Origin of the sequence: Streptomyces sp. NBC_00102 (assembly GCF_026343115.1) — a bacterium.
Classification (GTDB): domain Bacteria; phylum Actinomycetota; class Actinomycetes; order Streptomycetales; family Streptomycetaceae; genus Streptomyces.
In genome coordinates this window covers 4,439,626-4,452,284 of the sequence record NZ_JAPEMC010000001.1, presented here as the reverse complement: position 1 = coordinate 4,452,284, position 12,659 = coordinate 4,439,626, and the positions used below count along the sequence as shown (strand labels likewise).

Below are 12,659 nucleotides of genomic sequence, written 5' to 3'. Positions count from 1 at the left end.
ACGACACGCGCTGAATCCGTGTAACGGGCGAACGGGCGCCGTGTCGCCCAATATACGTTTATGTACTTTTTCACCCGGTCCAGTGTTGCGGGGGGCCACTCGTGACGGAGAGTACGACCGGCACCGCCGACGTGCCGCTGCCGCCCCCGAAGGAACGGCGGAGGCTGCGCGAGGCAAAATCGCTGACGGAGGAACAGGTGGCCTCGGCGGTCGGAGTCACTCCGGCCACCGTCCGGTCCTGGGAGTCGGGGCGTACCGCCCCGCGAGGCCGCAAGCGGGCGGCGTACGCCCAGCTCATCGGGTGCGCCGGCCGCAGGCCGGGCCGCCGCCGACCCTCCGCACCGCCCGCGGGTCCGCACCCGCCCACCAGTCCGGCCCCGTCGTCGCGACCGTCTCCGCCCGCGGATGCAGCCCCGTCGTCGCGACCGTCTCCGCGCGCGGATTCAGCCCCGTCGTCGCGTGCCGCCGCGCCGGGTGCGGCGGATGCCACCGCACCGCCCCTCACCGTCGCAGCCACCGGGAGCACCCCCATGTCCCCGACCGAGCCGGACCTCACCCCGTCCCCGGACCAGGACGCTCCGGACCAGGAGGTTCCCGCGCGGGCCGCCCCGGCCGGAGAGGACGGAGCCGCTCCGGCGCCGGTGGCGCCCGACCCGGACGCCCCTGCGGGGCCGACCCCGGAAGGGGCCTTCGACGCGCTCTACCGCCGGACGGCGCCCGGACTGGTGGGCCAGGCCTTTCTGCTGACCGGCCGTCGGGGCCTCTCCCGGGAGTCCGTGGAGCGCGCGTTCCACACGGCGTGGGAGCGGTGGCCCGAGGTCGCCGTGGACCGGGACCCGGCAGGCTGGGTACGGGCCGCCGCGCACGAGTACGCGCTGTCGCCCTGGCACCGGGTGCGCCGCGCCCACCGCCACCCGGACAAACCGCCCGCCGACCCGGAGCGCCGGGCGACCCTGGAGGCGTTCCTCGCGCTGCCGCCGGCCTCCCGCCGCACGGTGCTGCTCTACGACGGGGTCGGGCTCGACCTGCCGGAGACGGCGGCCGAGACGGAGGCGAGCACACCGGCCGCCGCCGGGCGGCTGGTGAACGCGCGCGCCGCCCTCACCGAGCGGCTTCCCGAACTGGCCGGTGCCCCCTCGTCCACGGAGCTCTCCGCCCTGCTGCGCGAGCGGCTCCACTCCCTCGCGGCCGTCGAACCGGCGCCCGCCCTGCCCACGCCGAAGGCCGTACGCGCCGGGAGCGAGCGCAAGGCCCAACTGTGGACCAGGGCGGCCATCGCGTTCGCCGCCCTGCTCATCGGCGCGACCGCCTTCACCCTGCACACCGCGCCGACCCGGTACGAGGAGCCCCTCTCCCCCGCCGAACGCGTCGGGGGCGTACCCCCGCGCGGCGGCCCGCAGCAGTTGACCGAGCAGGACCTGGAACTCCAGGCGTCCCTGCGCGAGGAGCTCGTCCACGGCCCGGAGCGTCTCGTCCCGCTGCCCCACTGACGGCCCGTCGACGGTGGAGCACTGTCGGACGCGTCCGGTACGACGGAAAACGGCGCGGGCCCGCACCCCCGGTGAGAGGGGTACGGGCCCGCGCCGTCGTGACGCGTTCACACGGGGTGCGGCGGCGGTGCCGCCGCGCCGGCCGTGATCAGGCGCCGAGGATCTCGCGCGCCAGCTTGGCGGTCTCGGTCGGCGTCTTGCCGACCTTCACGCCGGCGGCCTCGAGGGCCTCCTTCTTCGCGGCGGCGGTGCCGGAGGAGCCGGAGACGATGGCGCCCGCGTGGCCCATGGTCTTGCCCTCGGGCGCGGTGAAGCCGGCGACGTAGCCGACGACCGGCTTCGTGACGTTCTTCGCGATGAAGTCGGCGGCACGCTCCTCGGCGTCGCCACCGATCTCGCCGATCATGACGATGAGGTCGGTCTCGGGGTCCGCCTCGAACGCCGCGAGGGCGTCGATGTGCGTGGTGCCGATGACCGGGTCGCCACCGATGCCGACGGCGGAGGAGAATCCGATGTCACGGAGCTCGTACATCATCTGGTAGGTCAGCGTGCCGGACTTGGACACGAGACCGATGCGGCCGGGCTTGGTGATGTCGCCCGGGATGATGCCGGCGTTGGACTGGCCGGGGGTGATCAGACCCGGGCAGTTCGGGCCGATGATCCGGGTCTTGTTGCCCTTCGAGCCCGCGTACGCCCAGAAGGCGGCGGAGTCGTGGACGGCGATGCCCTCGGTGATGACGACGGCGAGGGGGATCTCGGCGTCGATCGCCTCGACGACGGCGGCCTTCGCGAAGGCCGGCGGCACGAAGAGGACGGACACGTCGGCGCCCGTCTTCTCCATCGCCTCGGCGACGGAGCCGAAGACCGGTACCTCGGTGCCGTCGAAGTCGACGGTCGTGCCGGCCTTGCGCGGGTTCACGCCGCCGACGATGTTGGTGCCGTCGGCCAGCATGAGCTTGGTGTGCTTCATGCCCGTGGCGCCGGTCATCCCCTGGACGATGACCTTGCTGTCCTTGGTGAGGAAGATAGCCATGGTGTGGAGTCCCTCGTCCTTACTTCGCAGCCGCGGCGAGCTCGGCGGCCTTGTCGGCCGCGCCGTCCATGGTGTCCACACGCTGGACCAGCGGGTGGTTGGCGTCGGAAAGGATCTTGCGACCCAGCTCCGCGTTGTTGCCGTCGAGACGCACGACGAGCGGCTTCTCGACCTTCTCGCCCTTGCTCTCCAGCAGGGCGAGCGCCTGGACGATGCCGTTGGCGACCTCGTCACAAGCGGTGATGCCACCGAAGACGTTGACGAACACGGACTTGACGTCCGTGTCGCCGAGGATGATCTCCAGGCCGTTCGCCATGACCTCGGCGGAGGCGCCGCCACCGATGTCGAGGAAGTTGGCGGGCTTCACGTTGCCGTGGTTCTCACCGGCGTACGCGACGACGTCCAGCGTCGACATGACCAGACCGGCACCGTTACCGATGATGCCGACCTCGCCGTCGAGCTTGACGTAGTTGAGGTTCTTGGCCTTCGCGGCGGCTTCGAGGGGGTTGGCCGCGGCCTTGTCCTCGAGCGCCTCGTGCTCCGGCTGGCGGAAGTCGGCGTTCTCGTCGAGCGAGACCTTGCCGTCGAGGGCCAGGATGCGGCCGTCCTTGGTCTTCACCAGCGGGTTGACCTCGACGAGGAGCGCGTCCTCGGCGACGAAGGTCTCCCACAGGGTCACCAGGGCCTCGGCGACACCCTCGGCCACGTCGGCCGGGAACTTCGCCTGGGCCACGATCTCGCGGGCCTTGACGATGTCGACGCCGTCGACGGCGTTGACCGGGACCTTCGCGAGGGCCTCGGGGGTCTTCTCCGCGACCTCCTCGATGTCCATGCCGCCCTGCACCGAGGCCATGGCCAGGAAGGTGCGGTTGGTGCGGTCGAGGAGGTACGAGACGTAGTACTCCGCCTCGATCTCGGGGGACAGCTCGGCGATCATCACCTTGTGGACCGTGTGGCCCTTGATGTCCATGCCGAGGATGTCGGTCGCGCGGGCGACCGCCTCGTCGGGGTCGGCGGCCAGCTTGACGCCGCCGGCCTTGCCACGACCGCCGACCTTCACCTGGGCCTTGACGACAGACTTGCCGCCCAGCCGCTCGGTCGCCTCGCGGGCTGCCTCAGGCGTGTCGATGACTTCACCGGCCAGCACCGGTACACCGTGCTTGGCGAAGAGGTCCCTCGCCTGGTACTCGAACAGGTCCACGCGCGTCCGTCCCTTTTAGTGGTCTCGCGGTTGGTTTGATGCGTGGGCGTGCCGCGAGGGGCAAACGTGACTGCGCTGTCACCAGGGATGCGTACACGGTGTCCGGTACGCGGCATGTCCATCCGGCAGGTTATCCCCGCGCTCCGCCCGACCATAAATCGGAGATCGCGCACGAGCGGTGATTACGGTCACAGACGCCCCTGGTGACCGGGCCGGAGGGGACAAATCGGCGCGCTGCCGCACCTGCGGTCACGCTGGTCAGCGGGGGTACGGCCGGAACGGGCGCGGCGATGGCCTGCCGGGCGCCGCCCCAACCGTCGGACCGGTGAGAGAAGGACCACCCGACCAGGACCACCCGACCGTCCCGGCCCGCGGACCGGAAGGGAGTCCGGGGCGGGCTCGTGCCGGGCTCGTGCCGGGCTCGTGCCGGGGCGCTACCGCTCCGGGACCGGCAGGGGCCGCTTCTCCAGGGCCGCCGCCATCACCTCGGGGAAGAGGTCCGGGGTGCAGGCGAAGGCGGGGACCCCGAGGGCGGCCAGGGCCGCCGCGTGGTCGTGGTCGTACGCGGGGGCCCCCTCGTCCGAGAGCGCGAGCAGGGCCACGAACTCCACTCCCGCGTCCCTCATCGCCGCGACCCGCTGGATCATCCGGTCGCGTATCCCCCCTTCGTAGAGATCGCTGATCAGCACGACGACGGTGTCGGCGGGGCGGGTGATGCGTGCCTGGCAGTAGGTGAGGGCCCGGTTGATGTCCGTACCGCCGCCGAGCCGGGTGCCGAAGAGCACGTCGACCGGGTCGTCGAGCTGGTCGGTGAGGTCCACGACGGCGGTGTCGAACACGATCAGCCGGGTGTCCAGCGAGCGCATCGAGGCGAGGACCGCCCCGAAGACGGCCGCGTGGACGACGGAGGCGGCCATCGAACCCGACTGGTCGACGCAGAGAACGATCTCCTTGCGTACGGACCTGCCCGCCCGGCCGTAGCCGACGAGCCGCTCGGGGACGACGGTGCCCGCGCCGGCCGCACGGCTCGCGCCGTTCGCCGGGTCCTCGTCGCTCGTGGGGTCCGTACCGTCCGCCGCGGGCAGCGGGACCCAGTTCTTGAGGTTGGCGCGGACGGTGCGGTTCCAGTCGATGTCGCGGTGGCGCGGTCTGCCGATGCGCGCGGACCGGTCGAGCGCGCCGGTGAGGGTCGCCCGGGTGTGGCCGGCCAGCCTCCTCTCCAGGTCGGCGACGACCTTGCGCACCACCGCACGGGCCGTCTCCCGGGTGGTCTCCGGCATCGCCCCGCCGAGCTGGAGGAGGGCGCCGACGAGGTGGACGTCGGCTTCGACCGCGTCGAGCATCTCGGGCTCCAGTAGCAGGGCGGCGAGGCCGAGCCGCTCGATCGCGTCCCGCTGCATGACCTGGACCACCGGGGCGGGGAAGTACGTACGGATGTCGCCGAGCCAGCGGGCCGCGGCGGGAGCGGACGCTCCGAGTCCGGCCCCGCGCTCGGCGGGTGTCCTGGTGCCCGGGTTCTTCGCGCCGCCGTAGAGCGCGGTGAGGGTGCGGTCCATGGCGGCGTCCCGGCCTTCGGGGGTGTGGCCGGTGGACTCCGCGCTGTCGGAGCCGAGCACCAGCCGCCACCTCCTCAGCCGCTCGTCGCCGGAGGTCCGCGCGGTCGGCGGGTGCGGGGGCTCCGGGGCCGGTCCGGCCCCGTTCACGTGTTCCGTCACGGTCGATCAACTCCTGTACGTGGGAGGGCCGGCCGGGTCCGGTCGGGCTCGGGCTCCGAGCGCTCCGGGACCCGGTCGGGGCCGAGGATCAGGCGCAGCACCGGGAGTACGGAGTCGGCGCGGGGCCCGTCCAGCTCCGGGCCGAAGCCGGGCAGAGCCGCTGGGGTCCCTGGCCCGCGGGCCCGTCCGGCCGTGGCCGGGCCCCGGCGGGCCAGCTCCCCCAGGGTGCGCCGCACGCCGGGTTCGTACGCGGAGAAGGTGCGCCGGAGCAGCGGCAGCACGTCCGTGAAGGCGTGGTCGGGTACTCCGGTCAGCCAGCCGTCCACGAGGGCGAGCAGGCGCTCGTCGTGCACGAGGAGCATCCCGCCGCCGGAGGCTCCTCCGACGAAGCCGTCGATCCACGCGGCGGCCTGCGGGGGCGGGGCGCCGGGCGAGAGGGCGAGGCCCATGAGCCGCGCCGCCTCGTCGTCCGCGAGCCGGCCCTCGTCCAGCAGCAGCCGGGCGGCGCGGCCCCGGACGACCCCGGCGACGGTGTCCCGGGCCGACAGTGTGCGGAGCACCGCCGCCCAACGGCCCCGCAGCCCACCCGTTCCAGGCCCGTCCGGGGCCACCCGCCCGTCCGGGGCTGCCAGGAGGGCGATCGCGCCGTGCACCTCGTCCACCGCGCGGCGCATCGCCTCCGCGCTGTCGGCGTCCAGGCCCGTGCAGGCGGCGGGCAGCCCGACGCAGATCCGGGTCGCCAGCCCGGTGGCGACCTCGCCGAGGGCCGCGGTGTCCGTGGCCCGTACGTCCCCGTACCGCAGTGAACGGGCCAACGCGGGGAGGGCTTCGGCGAGATGGGCCACGTCCGCGTCGAGCGCGGCCCGGTCCGCGAGGGCCCGCATCACCACCCGCAGCGCGCCGGGCAGTCCGGCGAGGAGGCAGTGTTCGGCGAGGGCGGTGACCTCGCCGAGGGTGGTCGCCGCCCTCGCGTCGGACTCGGCCTTGGCGGTGGCGGCGGTGAGCACCGTGGTGCCCCAGGTGCCGGCCTCCGCGATCCGGACCGAGAGTTCCGGTTCCCACCGCAGCCGCCAGGTCTCCCGGAAGGTGCCGGTGCTCCCCCGGCCGGCCACGGGCTCGCCCCAGTCCACGGCGAGCAGGCGCAGCCGGTGCAGGAGCCGGCTCCGCGCCGCGTCGGTGTCCTGGCGGAGGTCGAACTCCACCTCGCGGTCGGACGGTTCCGGCTTCAGGCGCAGGGTGCGCAGCTGCCGGGTCAGGTCCCGTTGGAGCGGCACGGCCGGTGCGCCGTCGGGGACTTCGCCGAGTGTGTCGCCGACGACGAGTCCGTCGTGGACGAGGGCGAGGGGCACGTCGGACCCGTCGCACATGACGGCCCGGACCGCGTCGGTGGCCTCGTCCAGCCCGGCGAGCGGGCGCCCGCGCAGGGCGGCGAGCGTCCCGGCGAGCCGTACCGCCTCGATGACGTGGGCCGGGGAGACGAACCGGTCCTGGTCGCGGAGCAGGCCCGCGACCTTCGTCATCCAGCGCTCCACGGGCCGGTCCGGCGCGTGGAAGAGGTGGGCGTACCAGCCGGGGGCCTCGATCCCGGCGCCGTATCCGCTGCGCCGGGCCAGCCGGTGGTGCGTCCAGGGCACCCAGGTCATGCCGGTCCGGACCTTGGGGAGTCCCTTCACCAGGGAGCGGTCGGCGGTGAGGGTCGTTCGCGCGGCGAGGGCGGGCACGTGCCAGGCGCCGCAGACGACCGCGACCTCGTCGCCGAACTCCTTGCGTGCCGCCCGCAGCCGGATGCGCATGAAGGCCTCGCGTACGTCGTCGTGGGGATGCCCGCCGTCCCCGTACGTCTCGCGCAGCGCCGTCATCGCCTCGGCCAGCGCGGTGAACGGGGCGACGGGGTCGGCACCGGACGCGGCGGACCGGTGCTCCACCACGTCCTCCCACCAGCGCTCGGGGTCGTCGTGACCGGCGGCCTCGGCGAGCACCGCGATCGGGTCGGGCGGGGCGGGCTCGGTCTCCCCGGGCTCCTCGCCCCGGCCCGCCGTGTCCCCGGGCTCCTCGCCCCGGCCGGCCGTATCCCCGGGCTCCTCGCCACGGGCCGCCGCCGCGAGGGCCAGCGAATGGGCGGCGGGCAGGTCGATGAAGCGGACGGCCGCCCCGTGCGCGAGGGCCCAGCGGATCGCGACCCACTCGGGCGAGAACTCCGCCATCGGCCAGAACGACGCGAGCCCCGGATCGTCCTCGGCGTGCGCGAGCAGAGCCACCGGGGGGCGCATCTGCGGATCGGCGGCGAGCGGCAGCAACGCGTCGCCCTCCGGGGGCCCTTCGACCAGCACGGCGCGCGGCCGCACCGCGTCCAGCGCGGCGAGCACGGCCCGCGCGGACCCCGGGCCGTGGTGCCGCACACCCAGAAGCAGGGGCCCCGGAGTCCTGGGGCGCCGAGTGGTGGCCTTCCGGGGCGGGGGTGCCGGGGCCGTGCGCGGCGAGGTCATGGCGAGACCTCGCGGCAGGCCCGGTAGAAGTCCTTCCAGCCGTCCCGCTCGCGTACGACGGTCTCCAGATACTCCTGCCAGACGGCCCGGTCCGCCGCGGGGTCCCGGACGACCGCGCCGAGGATTCCGGCGGCGACGTCGCCCGGGCGCAGGGTCCCGTCGCCGAAGTGGGCGGCGAGCGCGAGGCCGTGGGTGACCACGGAGATCGCCTCGGCGGTGGAGAGCGTGCCCGAGGGGGATTTGACCCGGGTGCGGCCGTCGGTGGTGACGCCGTCGCGGAGTTCCCGGAAGACGGTGACCACGCGCCGTATCTCGGTCAGACCCTCGGGAGCGGCCGGCAGGTCCAGGGCGCGGCCCAGTTGATCGACGCGGCGCGAGACGATGTCCACCTCGTCCTCGGGGGTCGCCGGGAGCGGCAGCACGACGGTGTTGAAGCGCCGACGGAGCGCGCTGGACAGCTCGTTGACGCCCCGGTCGCGGTCGTTGGCGGTGGCGATGAGGTTGAACCCCCGGACCGCCTGGACCTCCTGGCCGAGCTCGGGGACGGGCAGGGTCTTCTCCGAGAGGATCGTGATGAGCGAGTCCTGCACGTCGGCCGGGATGCGGGTCAGCTCCTCCACCCGGGCGGTCAGCCCCTCGGCCATGGCTCGCATCACCGGGCCGGGCACCAGAGCGGCGCGGCTCGGGCCGTCGGTGAGCAACCGGGCGTAGTTCCAGCCGTACCGGATCGCTTCCTCGGGCGTGCCTGCGGTGCCCTGGACGAGGAGGGTCGAATCACCGCTGACGGCCGCCGCGAGGTGCTCGGAAACCCAGGTCTTGGCGGTGCCGGGGACGCCGAGGAGCAGCAGGGCGCGATCGGTGGCGAGGGTGGACACGGCGACCTCGACGAGCCGGCGCGGGCCCACGTACTTGGGGGTGATCACCGTGCCGTCCGGGAGTGCCCCGCCGAGCAGATAGGTGGCGACGGCCCACGGCGAGAGGCGCCAACGGGCGGGCCTGGGGCGGTCGTCGGCGGCGGCCAGCGCCTTGAGTTCGTCGGCGAACGCGTCCTCGGCGTGCGGCCGGAGTGCCCGCACCCCCGCGTCGGGCGGCGCACCGTCCCCAGACCCGCCGTCCCGCAACGCACCGTCCCGCGTCGCACCATCCCGCAACGCACCGTCCCGCAATGCACCGTCCGGCAGCGCACCCACGCGAGCGTCGGCGCCCTGCGGTCCGGCGTCCGGCGTGTGGCCGGTGGCAGCCGGATTCCCGGCTCGTTCGTATCCGGTCATGGTCCCCCTCCTCCAGATCGCTCATCGCTCGGTCCGATGTGTCACCACCGTGCACCACGCCACTGACAATCGGTCCCTCACTCACCGTCACCGCAGGTCAGCGCGATTGTCAGTGGGAGGCCCTAACGTCGTCGCCATGCTGCTGTCTCATGAGGGAGAGTCCGCGCGGACCGCCGATCGGGCGGGACGCGCACCCGCCGCCCCGGCCGACGCCGAGGCGGCGCGCAAGCGAGCCGAGCGGAGGTCTGCCCGGATCGCCGATGGAGCACGAGAGTTGGAGGAGCGCCTCGCCGACCTCCTGCGCTCCGGCCTCGCGGTGTCCGGACAGTCCGGCGGCACCCACTGGGAGGAGACCGCCGCCCGGATGGTCGACGCGCAGGCCCCCGGACTGGCATCCCGGGTCCGCGAGTTGGGCGCGCTGCCCGCGTCCGGGGCGGGGTGGCCCGCGCGGATGCTGGAGGAGTGCGGCTTGCTCCATCTGCTCAACACCGCCTGGCTCGACCGCGATCGGCTGCCACCATCCCTGCTGGCGACGGTCCGCACCCGGGTGGGACTGTCCTCCGCCGCGGACGGCCGGCCGGTGCGCGACCGCTGGCAGGTGCTCGCCCAGTACGACACCCCGGACGGCAAGATCGTCACTCGCCGTATCTGGCTGTACGGAGAGGACTCGGGCCGCACGCTGGTGCTGCTCTCCTACGGAGCGGGGGGACGCGCCCCGGAGCGGTCCCTGCCCGTGGGCACGGTGCTGGAGGCGGAGCTGACGCCGCATCCGGGTGCGGGGCACCGGGCCGAGCCGGGGGCGGTGTTCGGCACCCCGGATCCCGCCGCCGCCCCGCCGCCGGGCGTCTCCCCCGCCGAGGCCCTCGCCGGATACGGCAGGGCGCTGGGCGAAGACCCCTGGGCGGAGAGGCATCCGGCGGTGCTGGGCACGGTGATACCGGTCCCCTCCGCCGGCCGCTGGCAGCTCGCCGACGAGAGGACCGGGACCGCCCTGCCGATAGCGGGGGACCCCCGTTCCCGGCCGGGGCTCTGGCGGCTGGCCGCACTGTCGGGCGGCGGGCCGGTCACGGTCTTCGGCGAGCTGGGCCCGCGCGGCTTCGCCCCTCTGACGGCGTGGTCCGCCGGAGAGGGTGGCGGACACGCGGGCGGGGAGGGCCCGGTCGAGACCGTCGCCCTGGCCTGACCCTGCCCGCACTGCCGGACCTGGCCCGCCCGGCCCGGGCGGCCGGAGCCGGGACCGCCCGGACCTCTCCGTCACCGCGCCTCGCCCGCCCCAGCCCCGTCACCCCACTCTGCCGACCCCGGCGCCGCTCTCCCCGCCCACCCGACGCCGCTCTCCTCGCCCACCCGACGCCGCTCTTCCCGCCCACCCGGCGCCGCTCTTCCCGCCCACCCACCCGCGTTCCCGTCTGCCGGAGGTGAACCATGACCGCCACGAACCCGCCGTCTTCCGCACCAGGTTGCCCGGATCACGACCACCACCACGCCACCGCGCCGGACTTCGCGGCCGACCGGGGCCCGGCCGACCGTCCACAGCCCCAGCCCCAGCCCCAGCCCCAGCCCCAGCAGTGGGACGAGCAGTGGGACGAGTTGGTCACCCGGGCCCTCCTCGGTACGGACCGCCGCCCCGCCACCTCGCCGGACGGCACCTGCGGCAGTCCGGCCGCCCTGCTGGACGCGGCGGCGGTGCACGCCGTGCGCCGGCGGGCTGGGCTGCGCCCCGCAGCGGCCGGGACTCTCCCCGACCGGGCCCCCGAGGACCCCCGTCCGCCGCTGCCCGAGGCGGCCCGCCGTCGGCTCGCGCAACTTCTCGCGGACCGGACGGGCGGTTCCCCCAGCGGCAGGCGGGGCACGGCCCCCGACCTGACGGAGCTGATCCCGCAGTGGCTGGCCGCCGCCAACCGCCATGGTTACCGCGCCCCCGCGGCGCTGCTCCCGTCCTTGCTGGACGCGGCGCGGGCCCGCACGGATCTGCGTCCGCACGCGTTGACCTTCGCCGGACAGCGCGGTCGCTGGCTGGCCGGCCTGAACCCGGACTGGCGGTTCGCCCTGCGCGACGGCGCCCCGCAGGCCGCTCTCCGGGGAGGCCCCGGCGGTGGCGCCGACGCGGACGCGGTGCGCGAACTCTGGGAGGAGGGGCTGTTCACGGAGCGGATCGCGCTGCTCAGTGCCGTACGGCTCCGCGATCCGGAGGCCGCGCGGGACCTGCTCGCCGGCACCTGGTCCGCCGAGCGCGCCGAGGACCGGCTGATGTTCCTGGACACCCTCCGCGCCAGGCTCTCCGGAGCCGACGAGGACTTCCTGGAGGAGGCGCTCGACGACCGCAGCCGCAATGTCCGCGCCACCGCCGCGGAGCTCCTCTCCACCCTGCCCGACACGGCGTTGGGCCGCCGGATGGCCGCCCGTGCGGCCTCCTGCGTCGTCCTGGACCGCAGGTCCGGCGGCCCCTCACCGAACCCCGACGGACCCTCCCTGCTGATAGAGGCACCGTACGAGTGCGACGCGGCGATGCAGCGGGACGGCGTGGTCGCGGTACCACCGGCAGGGAAGGGCGAACGGTCTTGGTGGTTCGGCCAGTTGATCGAGTCGACGCCGCTCGCGACCTGGTCCGCGAAGCTCGGCGGACGCACGGCGCGGGAGGTGGTCGGGCTGCCGGTGGGCGACGACTGGGCCGCGGATCTGCACGCCGCCTGGTGCCGCGCCGCCGTTCGGCAGCGGGACGGGGAGTGGGCGCGGGCGTTGCTCGGGGTTCCCACCGCGCCCCCGTCGGACACCACCGGGACGGACTCGCCGGCGGAGCGGTCCAAGCTCCTCGCGACCCTCCCCCGGGAGGAACGCGCCGTCTGGGCCGCCGACTTCATAGCGGCCCACGGCCTGTCCGAGGCGTTCCAACTGCTGGGTGTGTGCGCGGTGCCGTGGGCGGCCCCGCTCGGGCGAGCGGTCGTGGACGCTCTCGACATCGCCCGGGATGCGGGCAGTTACCCCTGGAGCTTCAGCGGAGTCATGGGGCTGGCCGAGCGCTGCCTCGATCCCGGCGAGGCCGACCGGCTGGAGGTCCTCACCACCACGGGGGACGAACGCGAGGACGCCTCCCCCGGCGCGGGCGGCTACTGGTCCGAGGCCTTCCAGAGGCTGGTCTCCACCCTCCGCCTGCGCGCGGCCATGGAAGCCGAACTGGCGGAGGTCGGCGCCTGACGCACGGTGGTGGACCGGGTGCGGCCCGCATCGGCGACCCGAACGCCACCCGCCCCCGCATCGGCGACCCGAACGCCACCGCCCCGCAACCCGAACCCCGCCCGCTTCGATCATCGGGGGTCACCCGCCTCGGATCCCCACACGTCACACCCGGTCACCGGGCCGCCGGGCCGCCAGGCCGCCAGGCCGCCAGTACACCGAGTCACCGGGTCACCGGGTCACCGGGTCACCGGGTCACCGGGTCACCGGGTCACCGGGTCACCGGGTC

8 protein-coding genes are annotated in these 12,659 nt (G+C 74.7%); 3 read left to right on the top strand and 5 right to left on the bottom strand.

Translation table 11 applies throughout. The features are described from left to right. Positions 1 to 101: 101 nt before the first annotated feature. The gene (locus OHA55_RS19960; protein WP_266708219.1) at positions 102 to 1,490 is read left to right on the top strand and encodes a helix-turn-helix domain-containing protein; all 1,389 of its coding nucleotides are present in this window, start codon (positions 102 to 104) and stop codon (positions 1,488 to 1,490) included. A gap of 148 nt (positions 1,491 to 1,638) precedes the next feature. Here OHA55_RS19960 and sucD read toward each other — a convergent pair whose 3' ends face one another. The 5 genes from sucD to OHA55_RS19935 all read right to left on the bottom strand — a co-directional run bounded on the left by sucD (position 1,639) and on the right by OHA55_RS19935 (position 9,196). Continuing rightward, entirely contained in the window at positions 1,639 to 2,523 is an 885-nt protein-coding gene (sucD, locus tag OHA55_RS19955; RefSeq protein ID WP_266708217.1) for a succinate--CoA ligase subunit alpha, read from the bottom strand. 19 nt (positions 2,524 to 2,542) lie between these two features. Then, complete coding sequence (gene sucC / locus OHA55_RS19950; RefSeq protein WP_266708215.1) at positions 2,543 to 3,724, bottom strand: ADP-forming succinate--CoA ligase subunit beta; 1,182 nt, start codon at positions 3,722 to 3,724, stop codon at positions 2,543 to 2,545. A 434-nt stretch (positions 3,725 to 4,158) separates the two neighbouring features. After that, the gene (locus OHA55_RS19945; RefSeq protein ID WP_266710826.1) at positions 4,159 to 5,358 is read right to left on the bottom strand and encodes a VWA domain-containing protein; all 1,200 of its coding nucleotides are present in this window, start codon (positions 5,356 to 5,358) and stop codon (positions 4,159 to 4,161) included. A 77-nt stretch (positions 5,359 to 5,435) separates the two neighbouring features. Beyond that, positions 5,436 to 7,925, bottom strand: coding sequence for a DUF5682 family protein (locus OHA55_RS19940; RefSeq protein ID WP_266708213.1), 2,490 nt, complete (start codon positions 7,923 to 7,925; stop codon positions 5,436 to 5,438). Then, a complete protein-coding gene (locus tag OHA55_RS19935; protein WP_266708211.1) occupies positions 7,922 to 9,196 on the bottom strand; it encodes an AAA family ATPase in 1,275 nt (424 codons plus the stop codon). The genes OHA55_RS19940 and OHA55_RS19935 overlap by 4 nt, the downstream gene beginning before the upstream one ends. On the opposite strand from OHA55_RS19935, the gene OHA55_RS19930 reads away from it, so the two are divergent. Both OHA55_RS19930 and OHA55_RS19925 read left to right on the top strand, forming a co-directional pair. Continuing rightward, on the top strand, positions 9,150 to 10,379 hold the full coding sequence (locus OHA55_RS19930; protein WP_266708209.1) for an SWIM zinc finger family protein: 1,230 nt from the start codon (positions 9,150 to 9,152) through the stop codon (positions 10,377 to 10,379). The two genes, OHA55_RS19935 and OHA55_RS19930, sit on opposite strands and share 47 nt — an antisense overlap. A 242-nt stretch (positions 10,380 to 10,621) precedes the next feature. Beyond that, the gene (locus tag OHA55_RS19925; protein WP_266708207.1) at positions 10,622 to 12,391 is read left to right on the top strand and encodes a DUF5691 domain-containing protein; all 1,770 of its coding nucleotides are present in this window, start codon (positions 10,622 to 10,624) and stop codon (positions 12,389 to 12,391) included. Positions 12,392 to 12,659 lie beyond the last annotated feature (268 nt).